Source organism: Methylocystis sp. IM3, from assembly GCF_038070105.1.
GTDB lineage: Bacteria > Pseudomonadota > Alphaproteobacteria > Rhizobiales > Beijerinckiaceae > Methylocystis.
Window position 1 is genome coordinate 234,309 of record NZ_JBBPBZ010000004.1, and the last position, 17,010, is coordinate 251,318.

General features: G+C 59.3%; 12 protein-coding genes, 3 pseudogenes and 1 other annotated feature. Of the genes and pseudogenes, 8 read left to right on the top strand and 7 right to left on the bottom strand.

Annotation, left to right across the window (positions count from 1 at the left end):
- Positions 1-117 precede the first annotated feature (117 nt).
- The 4 genes and pseudogenes from WOC76_RS21310 (at position 118) to WOC76_RS21325 (ending at position 3,140) form a co-directional block, all read left to right on the top strand.
- Positions 118-333 (top strand): hypothetical protein, encoded by a 216-nt coding sequence (locus WOC76_RS21310; protein ID WP_341101959.1) that lies wholly within the window; start codon positions 118-120, stop codon positions 331-333.
- Positions 323-637: a hypothetical protein gene (locus WOC76_RS21315; protein ID WP_341101958.1), complete on the top strand. Its 315-nt coding sequence runs from the start codon at positions 323-325 to the stop codon at positions 635-637. The genes WOC76_RS21310 and WOC76_RS21315 overlap by 11 nt, the downstream gene beginning before the upstream one ends.
- 12 nt (positions 638-649) lie before the next feature.
- Positions 650-1,883 (top strand): annotated as a pseudogene (locus tag WOC76_RS21320) (IS3 family transposase).
- Positions 940-1,056, top strand: a sequence feature (AL1L pseudoknot). It overlaps the preceding pseudogene by 117 nt.
- Before the next feature lie 87 nt (positions 1,884-1,970).
- Positions 1,971-3,140, top strand: coding sequence for a recombinase family protein (locus tag WOC76_RS21325; RefSeq protein ID WP_341101956.1), 1,170 nt, complete (start codon positions 1,971-1,973; stop codon positions 3,138-3,140).
- Positions 3,141-3,717: 577 nt separating this feature from the next.
- Here the strand turns inward: WOC76_RS21325 and WOC76_RS24405 are convergent.
- Positions 3,718-4,272, bottom strand: a pseudogene (locus WOC76_RS24405) (IS3 family transposase); the annotation flags it as partial.
- 312 nt (positions 4,273-4,584) lie between these two features.
- On the opposite strand from WOC76_RS24405, the gene ltrA reads away from it, so the two are divergent.
- A complete protein-coding gene (gene ltrA / locus WOC76_RS21335; RefSeq protein WP_341387475.1) occupies positions 4,585-6,003 on the top strand; it encodes a group II intron reverse transcriptase/maturase in 1,419 nt (472 codons plus the stop codon).
- A gap of 270 nt (positions 6,004-6,273) precedes the next feature.
- Here ltrA and cysC read toward each other — a convergent pair whose 3' ends face one another.
- The 3 genes from cysC to WOC76_RS21350 form a co-directional block, all read right to left on the bottom strand.
- Positions 6,274-6,852, bottom strand: a complete 579-nt coding sequence (gene cysC / locus WOC76_RS21340) for an adenylyl-sulfate kinase (protein ID WP_341101954.1) — start codon at positions 6,850-6,852, stop codon at positions 6,274-6,276.
- Between the two features lie 82 nt (positions 6,853-6,934).
- Positions 6,935-8,209: an ATP-binding protein gene (locus WOC76_RS21345; protein ID WP_341387476.1), complete on the bottom strand. Its 1,275-nt coding sequence runs from the start codon at positions 8,207-8,209 to the stop codon at positions 6,935-6,937.
- A 26-nt stretch (positions 8,210-8,235) separates the two neighbouring features.
- Positions 8,236-8,952, bottom strand: a complete 717-nt coding sequence (locus WOC76_RS21350) for a response regulator (RefSeq protein WP_341101951.1) — start codon at positions 8,950-8,952, stop codon at positions 8,236-8,238.
- An 865-nt stretch (positions 8,953-9,817) separates the two neighbouring features.
- Here WOC76_RS21350 and WOC76_RS21355 point away from each other — a divergent pair.
- Positions 9,818-10,309, top strand: coding sequence for a hypothetical protein (locus WOC76_RS21355; protein ID WP_341101947.1), 492 nt, complete (start codon positions 9,818-9,820; stop codon positions 10,307-10,309).
- A 402-nt stretch (positions 10,310-10,711) separates the two neighbouring features.
- Positions 10,712-10,930, top strand: coding sequence for an ATP-binding domain-containing protein (locus WOC76_RS24410; RefSeq protein WP_445730553.1), 219 nt, complete (start codon positions 10,712-10,714; stop codon positions 10,928-10,930).
- 701 nt (positions 10,931-11,631) lie between these two features.
- Here WOC76_RS24410 and WOC76_RS21360 read toward each other — a convergent pair.
- From WOC76_RS21360 to WOC76_RS21370, 3 genes and pseudogenes are all read right to left on the bottom strand, one after another.
- A pseudogene (locus WOC76_RS21360) lies at positions 11,632-12,959 on the bottom strand (IS701 family transposase).
- Between the two features lie 280 nt (positions 12,960-13,239).
- Positions 13,240-13,707, bottom strand: coding sequence for a c-type cytochrome, methanol metabolism-related (locus WOC76_RS21365; RefSeq protein ID WP_341102362.1), 468 nt, complete (start codon positions 13,705-13,707; stop codon positions 13,240-13,242).
- A gap of 1,333 nt (positions 13,708-15,040) precedes the next feature.
- A complete protein-coding gene (locus WOC76_RS21370) occupies positions 15,041-15,337 on the bottom strand; it encodes a hypothetical protein (protein ID WP_341101945.1) in 297 nt (98 codons plus the stop codon).
- Between the two features lie 968 nt (positions 15,338-16,305).
- Between WOC76_RS21370 and WOC76_RS21375 the strand changes: the two genes are divergently transcribed.
- Positions 16,306-16,584 (top strand): hypothetical protein, encoded by a 279-nt coding sequence (locus WOC76_RS21375; RefSeq protein WP_341101942.1) that lies wholly within the window; start codon positions 16,306-16,308, stop codon positions 16,582-16,584.
- The last annotated feature ends 426 nt before the right edge of the window (positions 16,585-17,010 follow it).

Consider the following 17,010-nt stretch of genomic DNA (forward strand, 5'->3'; position numbering starts at 1 on the left):
CGCTCAGCGCGTTGTCCTCGCTGCTTGATCAGGTGTTGAAGAACACGGCGCCATCATCGAATGCCCGGGTTTTCGGCGCATCCCGGGTCTCTCACGACCAGAATCAGGGAGAGACCTATGGTGCGGAAGACGACGGCGTCAGCGAGCGAGGATCGGCGCAAGCGGCGCCTGCCTGCGCGGCAGATGGATTTATTCCCACGCGGGGTAGCGGCCGGCGCACCCAATTGGCCCGACCTGCCAAAGGATGCGCAACAAGCGCTGGTCGTCCTGATGACGCGGCTGATCCTGGAGTATGCGCGGACAACGACGATGGGGGCCGGCCATGAGCGCTGAGAAGATCGGCCCTCACCACCTGAAGCGCAAGGCTATCCTCTATGTACGCCAATCGTCGGCCCACCAAGTGCTGCACAACCGCGAGAGTGGCGCGTTGCAATACGCCATGCGGGATCGGCTGACGGCCCTGGGCTTCACCGAGATCGAAGTGATTGACGAGGATCTCGGCCGCTCGGCGGCAGGCAGCGTGCAGCGCGCCGCCTTCGAACGGATGGTTGCCGAGGTCTGCCTCGGCAAGGTCGGCGCCGTCTGCGCCCGGGAGGTCTTGAACTGCCCCGGGTTTGCCGGAGGCCCCAACTCTTGAGAGACTGGGGCTATGGAAGCGAAGAAGAAGACATCGAACAGATTTTCACCTGAAGTTCGGGAGCGGGCGGTTCGGATGGTGCTGGAGCACCAGGGGGACCACGCCTCGCAATGGGCGACGATCGCCTCGATTGCCGGGAAGATCGGCTGCACGGGCGAGACGCTTCGCGGCTGGGTCCGACAGGCGGAGCGAGACGCCGGCTCGCGCGCCGGCGTCACGTCGGACGAACGGGCGCGGCTGAAGGCGCTGGAGCGGGAGAACCGCGAACTCCGGCAGGCCAATGACATTTTGCGGAAGGCTTCGGCGTATTTTGCTCAGGCGGAGCTCGACCGCCGGTCGAAACCATGATCGCCTTCATCGACGCGCACCGGGAGAGCTACGGGGTCGAGCCGATCTGCAAGGTTTTGCCGATCGCCCCGTCGACGTATCGCTCGCATGCAGCGCAGCGGCGCGATGAGACGAAGCTGTCGACGCGGGGGCGTCGGGACCGGGCGCTCGGCGAGAAGATCCGCCGCGTGTTCGCGGAGAACTTCTCCGTCTACGGCGCTCGAAAAGTGTGGCGGCAGCTGCGGCGCGAGGGGAGGATGTCGCGCGCTGCACGGTGGAGCGGCTCATGCGGCGCCTGGGCTTGCAGGGCGTCGTGCGCGGTCGGCCGGCAAAAACCACTGTGAGCGACAGCAAGGCGCCCTGTCCGAGAGACAAGGTGAACCGACAGTTCGCGGCGGATCGGCCAAACCGGCTGTGGGTAGCCGACTTTACCTATGTCGCGACCTGGCAGGGCTTCGTCTATGTCGCTTTCGTTATCGACGTCTTCGCCCGGCGGATTGTCGGGTGGCGAGTCTCGCGTTCGGCGCAGACGCCCTTCGTGCTCGACGCGCTGGAACAGGCGTTGTGCGATCGACAGCCTCTTCGCGGCGGTCTCGTTCATCACAGCGACCGCGGCGTGCAATATGTCTCGATCAAATACACGGAGCGACTTGCGGACGCCGGTGTCGAACCCTCAGTCGGCAGCGTCGGCGACTCTTACGACAACGCGCTCGCCGAGACGATCAACGGGCTCTACAAGGCCGAGGTGATCTGGCGGCGCGGACCGTGGCGCGGCCTCGAGCAGGTGGAGTTCGCCACGCTTGAATGGGTGGACTGGTTCAACAACAAGAGATTGCTGGAGCCGATCGGAAACATTCCGCCGGCCGAGGCAGAAGCGCGCTACTATGCGCAAATCGAGGAGCACGCCATGGCGGCGTGACTCAAACGAAACGGCCTCCGGCAAACCCGGGGCGGTTCAGTCTCGCGCTTTGCCCGCAATAGCCGGGACTGGCAACAACTGATCGAGATGTGCCGCGTCGTCGACACGGTGCTCGTCGATCAGGAAACGATCTACGCGCCTCGGCACGGCGATGACCGTTTGCTGCTCGGGCTCAAAGGGAGCCTCAACGAGTACGAGCTCGACCTTCTCCGCCAGCGCTCGCTTTCCGCCCGTTATGCGAAGGCCCGGCGCGGCGAACTCGTCGTGGCGGCTCCGGTGGGCTTCGTGAAGGCCGGCGACCGATATGAGAAGGATCCGGATCGGCGCGTGCAAGCGGCAATTGCGCTGGTCTTCGACAAAATCGGGGAGCTCGGAAGCGCGCGACAGGCGCTGCTTTGGTTCCATGAGCAGAACCTGGACCTTCCAGTGAAACAGAGGAACGGCGAGACGACCTGGCGGCGGCCCAATTACGCCACTCTCCACAGGATGGTCGAGAACCCGATCTACGGCGGCGCCTATGCCTATGGTAGAACGGCCGTGGCGATGGGATACGGCGCCAGGGGCGCCGGTGCGCAAATCCGTCGCAAAGCACGCGCCGACTGGCTCGCGCTGAAGCCCGGCGCCCACGACGGCTACGTCAGCTGGGAGAGGTTCGAAGCGATCCGCACGATGGTTTCCAGCAATATTCCAACCAGCCGACATCACGGCGCGCCCAAACATGGCGACGCCTTGCTCGCCGGCCTGATCCGTTGCCGCCGCTGTGGGCGCAAACTGACGCTGCGATATACCGGCATGCAGCATCATATCCCGCGTTACAGTTGCTCGCGCGGCTGGATGGATAATGGCGAGCCGCGCTGCATCGCGTTCGGTGGCTTGCGCGTCGACGACGCAATCGAGGAAGCACTTCTTGGCGTTGTTGGCCCCGGCGCCATTGCCGCGTCGGTCGCTGCGGCCGAAGAGGCCGCAGAGCGTCGGGATCAGGTGCGCGACGCTCTTGGCCGCGATCTTGAAGCGGCGCGCTACGCCGCCGACCGCGCCTTCCGCAATATGACGCCGCCGACCCCGCCAATCGACTGGTCGCCGGCGAACTCGAGGCGCGCTGGAATCAGGCCCTTGTCCGCGTCGCCGACGTCGAAAGCAAGATCGTTGCGCATGAGACGGCTTCTCCGACGCCGACGATTGATCCGGCTGCGCTCGCCCTGCTGGGAGCGAACCTCAAAACAGTCTGGTCAGCCCCAACGACGGACGCGCGATTGAAGAAGCGCATCGTGCGGACGCTGATCCACGAGGTAGTGGCCGATATCGATGACGATGCTTGCGAGATCGTTATCGCCGTCCACTGGACAGGCGGCGTTCATAGCGAACTTCGCTTGCCCAAACGCCGACGCGGACAGCGCAACAGCACACCCGCTGACATCATCGCCGCCGTGCGTGAACTGGCGCTGATCGCCAGCGACGATCTGATAGCCGGCCTTCTCAACCGTAATGGCCTCAAAACCGGCCACGGCAACCGTTGGACCCGCGAGCGCGTCACCTCGTTGCGCTCACACCATCGCATCCCGGTGTTCAAGGCCGCCGAGGATGACGTCGAGCCCTGGCTCAATCTCTCCGACGCCGCGCGCCTATTGAAGGTCTCACCCAAGACTCTCCGACTGGCGGTGGAAGTCGGCGAGATCGAAGGCCGACGACCTTTGTCAGATGGACCTTGGATATTCGCGCGCGCGGCGCTTGCGACTGACGCGGCCAGATCGGTCGTCGAAAGAGCGCGTCGCAACGCGAGATACCCCGCGGGACCAGGCCGAGGCCAGCAAAGCCTCTTCCCTTCAATGACATAGAGAGATGGGTGTTCTAATGCGCGGTTGTAGAAGGCGAGATAACGGCCAATCGACGCACGCGCCTCGGACACAGTGTCATAGGCGCGCAGATAAACCTCTTCGTATTTCACGCTGCGCCATAGCCGCTCGACGAAGACATTGTCGCGCCAGGCGCCTTTGCCGTCCATGCTGATGGCGATCTTTGCATCGAGAAGCACCCGCGTGAAGTCGAGGCTGGTGAACTGGCTCCCCTGATCCGTGTTGAAGATCTCGGGCTTGCCATGCTTCGCCAGCGCTTCTTTCACAGCTTCAATGCAAAACTCCGCCTCCATTGTGATCGACACGCGATGCGCCAGCACGCGCCGGCTCGCCACGTCGACGACGGCCGCCAGATAGACGAAGTCGCGCCGCATGGGGATGTAGCTGATGTCCATCGCCCAGACATGATCCGGCCGCTCGACCGTCACGCCGCGCAGAAGATACGGGTATATCTTGTGTCCTGGCGTCGGCTTGCTCGTATTCAATAATGTGCGGTGGCGCAAGCTTCGACGCCAACCAGACAGGGCCGCGCCAATTTACGGAAGAACGGAAGCGGGGTCTGAAGTGTAGACAGGGGTCGTGTGGGGTGCGGGATTGAGCCTCGAAATGTGGAAGATCGCGAAGGCCGAGAGGGTTCCCAGTCTCGAAGGCAGCATGTGCGCCATCGTCATGCGAGATGGCGTCGCTTCGCCGGGGTCGAAGGCCGCGTCACGGACGAACAGCATTCATCGGAACATGAGAGGCCCGACCGGGGCCGCCGGATTGGTCTCCGGCGGGGGATGGAAGCGAGGCGATGCCAGAGCCGCCATCCGAGCCGAGGTCGGGAGTCGGACTGGTTCGTATTACCGATGACGCCGCCGAAGGAAACGAGGCGCGCCGAGGGAAGGGACCAGCCCGGAAGGAACCCTGGCGAGCGCGAGAAGGGCCGGACACAGAGCCGGATCACCCTTCCATCCGGGCTCGCACGGGTGAACGCGGCGGCCCGCGAGGCCGTCCAGACCCGGTTCACCGCCCTTCTGCATCACGTTGACGTCGAAGCGCTCGAGCGGGCGTTTTGGCGTCAGAAGCCGAGGGCGAGCGCGGGAGTCGACGGGATCACGGTGGAGGATTACGAGCGGAACCTGGAGAGCAACCTTCGGGACCTCTGCGAGAAGATCCACACCGGCCGCTACCGGCCCCATCCGGTTCGGCGCGTGTTTATTCCGAAAGCCGATGGCGGGCGTCGGCCACTCGGCGTGCCCACCTTGGAGGACAAGATCGTCCAAGGCGCGGTCGCCGAGGCGCTGAGCGCCGTCTATGAGGCCGACTTCCTTGGGTTCTCCTACGGCTTCCGGCCGAGGAGGAGCGCGCACCAAGCGTTGTCGTCATTGCACACGGCAATCATGAGCCAGCGCGTGAACTGGGTGCTCGATGCCGACATCCGCAGCTTTTTCGACTCGGTCGACCACGAGTGGTTGCTGCGGATGGTGGCGCACAGGATCGCCAATCCCCGTGTCCTCCGGTTGATCCGGCTGTGGCTCGAAGCCGGCATCTTGGAGAGCGGTGAATGGCGTGAGACGGACAGGGGTACGCCGCAAGGCGCCGGGATCAGTCCGTTGCTGGCCAACGTCTTCCTGCATTACGTCCTCGACCTCTGGGTCCATCAGTGGCGGCGGCGACATGCGCACGGTCGGGTGACGATCGTGCGTTACGCCGACGACTTCGTGATGGGCTTCGAGAAGGTGACCGACGCGCAGCGGATGATGCGCGACCTCAAGGAACGGCTGGCCGGGTTCGGTCTGCAACTCCACGAGGCAAAGACGCGGCTGATCGAGTTCGGGCGCTTCGCAGCCTCGGCACGAAAAGCTCGCGGCGACCAGCGACCTGAAACCTTCGCCTTCCTGGGGTTCACTCATTACTGCGGGTGGACCCGAGACGGCCGCTTCATTGTGAAGCACAAGACGCAGAGCACGCGCTTGACGCGCAAGCTGACGGCGATCCGCCAAGAAGCGCGGCAGCGCATGCATCAGCCGCTGGCCCTTCAACATCGCTGGCTCGCCAGCGTGCTGCGCGGGCACTACGGCTACTTCGGCATGCCGCACAATTGGCGGGCCCTGAACGCGTTCCGGCAAGACATTCGACGAATCTGGCTCAAATGCCTTCAACGGCATAGCCAGAAGAACCGTCGTATGGGTTGGGACTGGTTCGAGGAAGTGACGGCGCGTCTGCCCCTACCGCTCCCACGCATCACTCATCCCTGGACGTCACGGAGGGCCTTATGCGGGTGACTTCCGGGAAGAGCCGGGTGCGGGAAAGCCGCATGCCCGGATCTGTGAGGGCGAAGCCGAATGGCCGAGCTACTCGACCACGATCCTCTTGCCCATTTTGGGAAACTTCCCTCGCTCGACCGGGAGAGACTAAGCGCGCATCGGCTAGAGGATCGGCCACGTTCGACAATGGACCAGCGAGGAACGCGCGTTAGCCTGCGAGCGAGCGCTACGAAAACGCCTGTCTCCTCGGCGCGATCTTCCAGCCAAGCGCAATCGAAACTTTGCGAATTATTCCTTCAGTCGTAATTTTGCGACTGCAAAGCGCACTATAGCTTCCGCGAGAACGTGAGGCGTCTGCTCAGTGGTGCGCACGACAAGTTCTGGGGTTTCAGGCGGTTGATACGCCTGATCTATTCCTGTAACCTCTGTCAACTCGCCCCGTAGCGCGCGTCGATAAATGTTTTTGGGGTCGCGTTCCACACAAATTTCGAGCGGTGTGTCAACGAATACCTCGATGAAATCCTCTCCGAGAAGCTGGCGTGCAAACTGCCTTTCGGCATGAAACGGCGATACCAGAGCGCAAATTGCTACGAGGCCAGCATTGGTCATTAGTTTTGCGACCTCGGAGGTGCGTCGCACGCTTTCCGCACGATCGGCTCGGCCAAAACCCAAATCTCGGTTCAGTCCCTGACGTAGGAGATCGCCGTCGAGGAGACAGGTGCGAAAACCCAATTGCATTAAATTGGCTTCCGTTATCATTGCGAGCGTAGACTTACCTGCGCCAGGCAGGCCCGTGAACCAAATGACGCCGGACCGATGATTTGCGAGCATGCCAACCTGATTTCGTTTCACGATACCTTGGTGCATTCTATCTTTATGAGATCGTTCCGGGCAGCTATTAGCAAGTTATGACCCCAGGGGAATGCTAATTCGCCTGCATTCGATGTGCTCACGAAGCTTCAGTTTGTTCGATTATTTCATTGTGACCCGCCGCAACTTTCGGCAACGACACTCGCGCGACGAGACCGCCGCCGGCGCGTTCGTTCAACGCGAGCCGTCCACCATGGGTCTCCACAATGGCGCGCGCGATCGCCAGGCCCAGTCCGAAACCCTCCTTTGCGTTCGCGGGCGTGCCGATGTCCCCCCGCTCGAAGGGCTCAAGCATGAATTCCCTTTTCTCCAGGGGAATGCCAGGGCCTCTGTCCGCGACCTCGACAATCGCTTCCCCACCCGACTCAAAAAGGCGGATCTCGGGGCTTTCCGCGTATTTCACGGAATTGTCGAGTAGGTTCGAGAATGCGCGCTCCAGATCGTCAGGACTGCCGAACACAGTCACGTGGTCGGGTCCGTCGTAACGTGCATGGGCCCCCACGTCGGCAAATTGGTCGGCGACAGCCTGCAACAGGCTCGCCAGGTCCAGAACAACCATCACGTGTTGAGGAACGCCGCGCAGGTAATCAAGGCAGCCGCCGACCATCGCTTCCATTTGGTCAAGATCGCGTACAAATTTCGTCTTGGTGTCGGGGTTTTCTATGTATTCTGCACGCAGGCGCATGCGCGTGATCGGGGTTCGGAGATCGTGGCTGATGGACGCCAACATCCTCGTACGCTGAGAGGCCATTTCCGCGATACGGCGCTGCATTCGGTTGAATGCCCGGGTTGCCTTGCGGACCTCCTCAGGCCCTGTCTCCGGTAACTGTGCTGGAACGCTGTCGAGACCGAACGACTCCGCCGCATTAGCGAAGTTTGTCAAGGGCCGCGTCAGCGACAGCGCAGCCCAAAAGGAAAAGACGAGCAGACTGACGGCGACGAAGCCGATCGTCACCAGCGCGAACCGATGCAGCCGGGATTTCACGGAAGACGCCTCAAGCACGAATTTCTGGCCATCATGCAGCAGCCCGATCAACCGCTTGTCGCCTTCGTCGACTTCGGCCTGGACTCCGGCGGGAAGCCGAGATCGGAAATAGACCGGACGAGTGCCCTTGGGCGGGCTGTCCGTCTCCGAGAGCGTGATGTGAAATCCCGGCAGGTTGGTGTTGAACGCAGCAGCGATCGCGGGGCGTTCCGCCGGGGAAGCTGCGTCCAGTGCCGTCAACGCCGTCACGACGACGGCGGCGTTACGGTCCCGAGGACCGCCGGGAGCAGGTTGGGATAAGAGAAAAATCGCGGTTGTCGCCGCGTGGAACAAGCCAACACTGACAAGGAGGAGAAGCGCCAACTGCACGTTTATGTTTCGGAGCGGGGACGTTTTCACTGGAGGCTGACTTTCGCGGTGAAGGTGTAGCCCATCGACCGGACCGTCTGGATGATCGCTGGGTCTCTCGAGTCGACTTCGATCTTCTGACGAAGCCGGCTGATCAGGATGTCCACGCTCCGGTCGGTCGTCGATGCTGCTTTCAACTCGTCGCGCGAGAACACTTTTCCCGGATTGCGACATAGCGTCAGCAGCAGGTCGAATTCCGAACTCGTAAGAATCACGCGTACTCCGGTCGGTCCGGACAGGCGCCGCGTGGAAGCATCCAAGACAAACCCGAAAAAGCCGAATTTCTCGATTTTTTCCCCTGGTCCCGCCTCCGGAGTGGTCCGTCTAAGGATGGCGCCAATCCGCGCAAGCAGTTCTCGGGGAACGAAGGGTTTGACCAGATAGTCGTCGGCTCCTAGTTCGATTCCAAGTATTCGATCAGTGTGCTCACCACGCGCAGTCAGCATAATCACTGGTAGGCTTCCGGTATTCCTCAACCGAAGGCAGATCGAGAAGCCGTCCTCGCCGGGGAGATTTATGTCGAGCACAATGAGGTCGATTTGTTGGCTCGCAAGAATACGATCCATTGCCTTGCCGCTCTCGGCGAGCCTCACCTCGAATCCGTTGTCTGTGAGGTATCTCGAAACAAGGGATCTGATTTCCTCGTCGTCCTCGACGAGGAGAATTCGACGACTTTTAACCGCGGTTCGCCCAGGGTCGTGCAACTCTCAAGTCCTCTTTTCTGCTGGCCCGCAACTGAACTTCCGCTTTGGAGGCGAGATTGCGGCAAAACCGTGCTGAGATCTTGGCCGATTGTTTCATTTTTTTTTAGCAATGGAGCGACGAATGAAAATGGACGCATAGCCTTACATTTTGACCACCGAAGCAAACCGAGCCGCCGCCACGCCCGTCGCAAGGCTAGAGACGCAAGTGAATGGAGCGGTCGGGGTCGGGCTAACCGGGGAAGAGCTGCTACGTCAGGATTCCTAGCGGAAAAAGACTTGTTTGCACGGGTGTCGCTAAAAGAGAGCTACCCTGAAATAAAATGAAACAATTTGGGCAAATTGGCGCCTTGGGGAAATCCGACCATCGTGATCTAGGAGGGCCCTAAAGTGTCGGTAGATAACCGGAACGCTGTTGGTAGTTTCGATCGCGGGAAGTTTCCTGTGGCGGAGCTCATTGGCGTACTTTACGCAATCGAAACCGCCCGGCGTCGGGCCTGACATAAGCTACTATTTCTGCGACAGCGTAATTGTCGAGTTTGGGAGCTGATAATTCTATGGTGAGAAGCATTAACGGAATCATCAGAGAACGAACCTGAGAGGATCTGTGAAAATCGCGTTAGATCGACCCATCCGCTATATTAGTGGAATTAGTTGGCCGCGAAGTGGACATCATCTTCTAGTCAACGTGCTCCAGTCGTATTTCGGGCGGGAATTCGCGTACTGTGAGTTCTATACCCCGGTCGACTGTTGCAAAAAATCGCCCTGCATTCGCAAGCCTATGGTGAAGTTCAGTAAGAACCATGATTTCGACTCTAAGACGGGGATCACGAGAGGGACGCCTTACTTGGTTCAGTATCGGTCTTTCGTGCCGTCTATCGTCTCGGCATTTGAAATGTATGTTCAAAACGGTCAGCCCGATACTCCAGAAAGTTTTCGGATCTTTGCTAAGCACCATACGACTAGGTACAACAAGTTTTTGGAAAAATGGGCTTTCGGCAGCAGCGCTCCAAATGAAAAATTGTTGATAAGCTATGAGTCGCTTACATCTGATTCAAAGGTCGAAGTGCTCATCGATATAATTTCGTTCTTCACGCCTGACCATTCCACCGACGAACTCCGGTTGCTCGAGATCACCACATCGGTGCAAAAGCTCCTGGTAGAGTCTAATAAGACGACAACGCATCTTGATTTTGGAATAAGGGCTACGCGCATAGTCGAAGATTTCCGATTTTTTCATGGCGAGCTTTTCGACGAGCTCAGGTCCCTTACTTGCGAATCCGAAGCCCTCGCAAACGAAGTCGCGCGGTTGCGATTGCGCGAGGGTGTAGGTCCGTTACGAGTATTCGAAACTCGCTGATGGGGAGACAGATTTTTCGGTATGCTGCAAAAACACTCGCTCATGGTGAATCGGCAACGAAAGTCGACTCTCGAGGTAGGCGGCGCTGAGTGTCGAAGCAGAGATTGACGGCTCGATCGGAAACAGTGCTGCAGAGGCATCCATGAATTGCATGTCAAAAATCATCGAATTTGACCTGTCCTTTGATATGCTCAAGACGGCTTTGGACTATTTTGAAAGTCTAATCACGATCGTGGCTTCGGTTCTGATGGCTTTCGGGTATTGGTTCCTCCTTATGGATCCTTAATCCCTGCGTTAACCTTGCTTCTCATCGCTGTTTTGACGGCTGGGTTGCTCGTCACCTTTGACCACAACGACCGGTTAGACCCAGACGAGGAACCGATACGGGTCGATCAGCCTTAAGTGCCATACGCTCTGACTGTCCACAAGTCGCAGGGAAGCGAGTTCGACACCGTCTCCATAGTCGCCACGTATCGCACTGCTTCGACGCATTGCCGCAGCGTCTGTCGTCGTTTGGCCTATAGAGGGATAGCCTCCATCGTGGCAGCGAAGGCGGCGGGATTTCGCGACTCACCCACGGAAACGGCCCTCGGGACCGGCTGGCCAGCGACCCTGATATGACCATGCGCGCCTTCATCAGGGAGTGGCGCTGAGACAGGACGCTGGCCGGAGGGGCAGGAGCCATTAACCCGCCCTCCAGCTCGGTCATTGCGAGAGGCCAGTCCAGCAATGGCAAGGAATCGCTATGCAGATTCCTATGGGGGGAAGCAACATGGCCCTGGTTAATGATTTGGCCCGCTACAACCGCCGGGCGATCATGCGCTATGCGGATCATGCTATTCTGCTTGGCCTTCGGCGTGATGTGCGCCGACGCCGCCTTGGCGCAGCAGGCGGTAATCCAATCGCTCTCGCCCCAGCGGCTCGCCCGGCGCTGCTAGTTTTGTAGAGTCGAGGAAGGGCGCGGTGGCTTGAGCATATAGCTGTCGCTCCGTTTTCCCTCCTCGCTCATCAGTAGGGTCGAGGACTGGCGCGCCGATCTTGGTCTTAGCTCGCGACCAAACCACGTTTCCAGCCTCCGCCACGTCGAACGCAGCATGCGGTTTTCCCGCACTACGCTCTCTTGTTTGCTTCGCCTCAAGGGTTATGGGACCTATCATACCGGGGCGACTTTCGGAGCGGGCCTTACGACTCGATAGCCGTTAAAAAGCTTCAGAGTTTCGTAAAACCAACTCCTAGTTTTACTGTGTCATAAATTCATTCTAAGAACGCTCCGTTGGCAACAAGGGCATCGAAACAATTGCCTCGCCAAGGCGCGCGCCAACCTAATGCGGATGCTGGCGATTGACGACGCGACGTGGCGTTCGGGTCTGACCGGCGGATCCTCGGGGTTGATAACCTTCGGGTAAGGGAGGCGCTTTGAGCATCGTGGTTTTGACGCCTGAGGGGGGAATCAGACTCCGCTCGGAGGCCAAGAATCCATAGGCTGCGACGCAAAGCGTCATGTGGTGGTGAAAGCCACGCCACCCTCGTCCCTCGTAATGATCGAGCCCGAGTTCTTGCTTGAGCTCCTGATAATCGCGCTCGATCCGCCCGCGTAATTTGGCGTGCTCGACGAGCGCAGAGAGGGACGTATCCGGCGGCAAAGTCGAAAGCCAATATTTGGTAGGCTCGTATTCGCCTTGGGGCCATTCAACAAGAAGCCACTCTTCCGCATGAGGCGTCGAACGCCAATAGTCTCGATGAGCAGGTCGAACTCGAACCGCAGCAAAACGAGAGCCGAGATTTTCGTTCGTGCCTTCACGCCATTCGATCTGACGCCAAGCGTCTTCGGGGAGCGACATGGCAAGTTGTTTCGCTGAGGCTGGCTTATTCTGCGCATCGCGTCGCAGAAGCGTCGGAGGTCTCCCTTGCCCTGACCACGTCCTCGGCGGCAATGGCCCGGTTCCCGGAGCCCAGAGGCGAACGGAGGACTGAATACCGACAACATAGGTCAGGCCCATTGCGGTCAAGGCCGTCCGGAACGCCGTATTGATCCCGTATCCGGCATCCGCCAAAACGACGCCGCCCGGCACGCCTTCGGCCTGCGCGGCGTGGATCTGATCAAGGACGATCTGCAGTTTGGTTTTGAAGACGATGTCTTCGGGAACGCCAGCTTTTCGGCGACGTGCCGAATCCTCGGACCAGTCTTCCGGCAAATCGAGCGAAAGGCGATCGGCAGACTTGCGTGATGGTTGGCGACTGACAAAGATACGGCGACCTGACAGTTGTCTTGTTTGCCCAGTTGCCCGCAATATTGTCGCGTCACGCCGACCGAATGGACGCCCTGCTTTGGGAATCCCGTGTCATCGATGATCCATGCTTTTATAGGCCCGTGCTTCTCGATCATCGGAAGAACATGAGCGCGCACCTGCCTGAACATCGCTTCATCGGACCATTCGGCCTTCGCGACGAAATGGTGGAGCGATTGATGCGCCGCTTGGACGCGAGCGGGCTCGACACGGGCGGCGATAGGCTCGACACTCTTGCGCTCTCCCGGGAGGATCAAGCCTGTGCAATAGGAGCGAAACGGCGCTATCCGATCGACATGCCCCAGAATTGATGAAATCGACTCCACGAACGCAGCAAACCGACGCTCACTCCCTGCATCCATAGCGGTTCGATCCACGGCCACCTCCGAATCGAGCGTGAATCGTCAAATACCTCACTCGGTGAATTTATGACACAGTAAAACTAGGGCTCCGCGTTCCCACTCGGCCGGAGCCGGAGTCTCGCTTCAGCCCCCACGCGTTCCAAGCGGCGGCGCGGAGGTCGAGCGCGACTTGCCACGCTACCGCCGCGCCGACCGCGCTGGTCGAGGACAGAGCGGCGACGCCGCGTCGCTAGGCCCAGGAAACGATGATGCGATGGGCCTCTTCGCATTTCCGCGTATTTTACTTGGCGCTCATGCACTCGGCTTCAGCCTTGGCGAAGGCCTCCGGGCGGGGTTCCTTCTTCTCCGGGCGGCCCGGCTGGATGGCGCCGGTCGAAAGCGCACGAAGATAGATGTAGAGATCGTCCAGATAACAAAGAGCATTCTTATTGTTTGCGAAGGCTGGCATGACGCTGTTTCCGTTCTGGCGGCCGCCAATGACGATGCCCGCGAATTCCGCATAGTTGAAGCGCTTCACCGACTCCTTCAGCGCCGGAGCGTAGGTCGAGCCGCCGCCGTTCGGGCCGTGGCAGACATGACATTCCGCATGATAGCGGCGATAGCCGGAGAAGGTGTACCAGTCAACCGTGCCATCCGCGCCGACGTTATAGGTCGGATCTCCCTTCGCGTCGAAATATTTGCCGTCGAGCGATTTGACGGCCTTGGGATCTCCGGGCGCCTCGGCCATGGCCGAAGTTCCGACAAACATCATAGCGCCTAGGGCGAGAGCCCCGGCAAGTGACGATCTCATGACTCTCTCCTGATCAGTTTCTTCACCGCGTATAAGACGGCGTCCGGCTCAGCTTATGAGCCTTCTCTAGTGCCGCAGCCGCACCCTTCAGCAGGTTTGACTCGTCTCCCGTCGAAGCCACGCGAGCGGCTCTCACCGCCAGTCCTGCAGGCAGCTGCCAACTGCATAACTGGTCCGATTAAACAGCACGAGAATACTTGCTGAAGCTGATAGCATTAGCGTGTGCATAGTCGTTCTCCCACAGTTAGATTTTTTCAGAGCGGCCGCAAAGAAAGTGACCGCTTTCCTTCCTTATTGCAGAAACTGATGCATGAGTCGCCATCCATAACAGAATAACCTCCCTTCGCCTCAGCTAAGAGGAGAGACTCTCGCATTGAAAGCGAAAGGATGAGCCATCGACCATCATTACGTGCTTCGGACTCTCTTTTTCAAGCCCTGCAGCCCGTTTACGAAGAAAGATCGACATCGCGGTGCACGCCGCGTTGTCATTCAGGTTTTGCGGCGGTTCATTGCTCGTATCGCCGCGATAAGGACGGCCATACGACTTTACCTGACCTCCTCGCTTCGCTTGGCGAGCATGCAGGCAAAGGCTCCACTACTCGCGGCTCAGTCGAATAATCTCGAGCACGGCGCAGCGTAATCCGCTGCGCTGCTATTCATCGCTTCCCTGGAGGCCCAAAGAAGGCGAACTTAGCAGGCCAACGGCGGCGCCTGCCACTGCTCGAAACCACCCCGGCCGGATTTTATTGGAGGCTGGATCATCTAAAATTCAGGCCCGCGAACGTTCCGGTCTGGAGCACCATCAGTAGGAATCAGCAATTACGATGGAACTCTCTTTTTGCACAATCTCGCTCTGGGCAGCGGAAAAACCAATACGCCCGCTCCGCTTACATCCGCCGGTGGCGGGCGGTGATTATCCAGCACGACCCTGCATGCAAACTACGCGCGCGCGACGTGATTTAAATGGGGCACTGACAACATGAAGACGCGCCGCAGAAGCAGCTTTATTGTTAACTTTTCGGTTGGAGACTCGGAACTCTATGGCGGATTCGGCCTGCAGCGGGCGTCGTGGGTAGAACCGGTTCGCGCCGAGTTAGTTATTCCAATGCGAGCGGCTCGGCGATCGTCATTTCAAGCCAGAAGGCCGCCTCCCCCTGGCATGCGCCCCCCGCAAACCGGACCCAGCGCATCCACGTTCCACGGGTCATCTTCGTCCTGGTGCCAGCCATTTGAGCGGGCATACCGCCATTCTTTCCATGCGATCCCCTGCATGAACGCACGCGGTCGTAGGTCATGAACTCCTTTCATCCAAATCTTTACGAATCCGCGCAAAGGCCGACGCGATGTCATTGCGGATGATGCCGCGGTCCTCCATCCATGTGGACAGCTCGGCGTTATCGCCCTCAGGACGATCGAGGCCGAAGCCTTTAATCGCGTCGTCGGCAAGTTCTTCGTCTGTCGAATCCGCAAGAAATTCGAGCATGCGCTCGCGATTGTTTAAACCGACAGGAGAGAGCCACGTGGACGCGATGGCCCGGCACATTCCTTCGGCGGTTTGGTAGAGCTTCGACTGGAACTCGTAAGCCATATGGTCCTCCCATCGTTCCGCCGCTATTGTTGAAGTAGCCTCCTCGATCAGAGGCGCCAGCGCTTCTCGTGGTCTTGGGACGAGCTCTTGCCTCACGTCGCCCGATAGAAGCTGCTTCACCCTTCCCATTAGTTAATCAGCGTGGGGTCTGAAACCAATCGGAATTCGGATCGACAGGCGGACACCTTCGCGCCATCAACGATACGAACCTCGCGGGGTCGACGAGCACAGTCGGCACGCGCCCGACGTGAGTGTGCGACACGGACTAATAATTCAGGTTGAACCGGACATAGGGTGTCTTGCCCACCGCCGCCGCAACCTGTTCGAGCAAGGGTGTCGGGTTGTCGGGCAGCGGGAGCGAGCGGGCTTTTCCCTCGGCGAACACGCCTCGGACTCTGCAATCGGGTAGAAGCAGATCGCATAGCTATGCACTCCAGCAGCGCGCTTTTTGGATTTTCATACAACAGAACGGTAAGTACCCACACCTACTTTGGCGCGCATGAGCTGGCTCGCGCGCCTGGCTCTGGATTAGGCAGCGATAGTTTTGAGGGCGGTCCGGGAAGGACCCGTGCCCGCGACGCGCGGCATCGACTGTCGTACGCTCGGCGGATCACCTCGACCGCAAATCGAAGGCTTCGTTGGTCGCTTCAAGCGTTCGTGCAAAACTGCAGAATGTCGGGAGTTGCTCCTTAGTCCGTGCAAATTGCGCTTGCAGCTCGACAACGAGTGAACCGGCTGTCGGTTCGACGATCAAGGTCGCGTTCGAGCTTTCGCCGGCGTGTCTTTATCCTAGAGCGCGGGGCGGAACAGAAAGCCAGTGATGTCGGTGATGGTGCCTGTGCGAAGGATTCCCTCGCTCCTTTACTGCCGTAAGATTCGCTTTTCATTACGGCAACCTCACCTCCCTACTAACACACTCCCTTCCGCGGCGCTGCTCTCGTGTCAATGCTTGTATGGCAACCTGTTTCGTGGGACAAGACGAACAAATTCTGGCCGCGATCCCCACCAGGGCCCTACTCAAGGAACGCCAGCCTTTCGATCAGATCAATCATTATCCCTGGCGCACGCATGCCCCAGGAGAGAACAGCTACCGAAAAGATAATTGCTGCTCTGAGGAGAAGTCCGGTCTTTTCAAAGACAAGGAAGATGAAGTGGCCGTCATTTCCGACAACCTCAGGAGTAAGTGTTTCATCGTGTCACGAGACGCGTATGTCGTCAAGCGACGTGCTGACCTGAGGCGAGCGTAGTCAGTCTGACGGTCGCCGCTTCGCTTAACCCTTAACATTCGACAAGCCTGTGCCAGATTATTGCTGCCTCTTCGGCAGAGTCTGTCTGCACGGTTCGCGCGGCGGCGTAGCGTTTCATCTCAAACGCGTGACCGGCGGAGAAGCGGAGCCATTAGCCAAGTCGGAGGTTCGCGTTTTGGTCTTAGTGAAACGTTCGGCACCGAACGCCATTTTTTTATATCAGGGTCCCAAACCACCGTTCGATTGTCCATCCACCCGCAAACAGCGTCAGTTGTTTATCGCACTTGTATTCGGATCGACCTCCCGGTTTCAAAAGCCACCGGATCACGCGGCCGCTAGAGACGGTCGCGCAGTTTGCTGATTACGTCAAGATCATTGCGAATCTCCTCAAAGTATTCCGCTCCAGAGCGCCGGTATTGTGTCATT

Excerpts from the sequence above, each read along its gene's own strand:
- WOC76_RS21365 (WP_341102362.1), bottom strand. The coding sequence starts at position 13,707 with ATGTTTGTCGGAACTTCGGCCATGGCCGAGGCGCCCGGAGATCCCAAG.
- cysC (WP_341101954.1), bottom strand. The coding sequence starts at position 6,852 with ATGCACCAAGGTATCGTGAAACGAAATCAGGTTGGCATGCTCGCAAAT.
- WOC76_RS21310 (WP_341101959.1), top strand. The coding sequence starts at position 118 with ATGGTGCGGAAGACGACGGCGTCAGCGAGCGAGGATCGGCGCAAGCGG.
- WOC76_RS21325 (WP_341101956.1), top strand. The coding sequence starts at position 1,971 with ATGTGCCGCGTCGTCGACACGGTGCTCGTCGATCAGGAAACGATCTAC.
- WOC76_RS21370 (WP_341101945.1), bottom strand. The coding sequence starts at position 15,337 with ATGGCTTACGAGTTCCAGTCGAAGCTCTACCAAACCGCCGAAGGAATG.
- ltrA (WP_341387475.1), top strand. The coding sequence starts at position 4,585 with ATGACGCCGCCGAAGGAAACGAGGCGCGCCGAGGGAAGGGACCAGCCC.
- WOC76_RS21315 (WP_341101958.1), top strand. The coding sequence starts at position 323 with ATGAGCGCTGAGAAGATCGGCCCTCACCACCTGAAGCGCAAGGCTATC.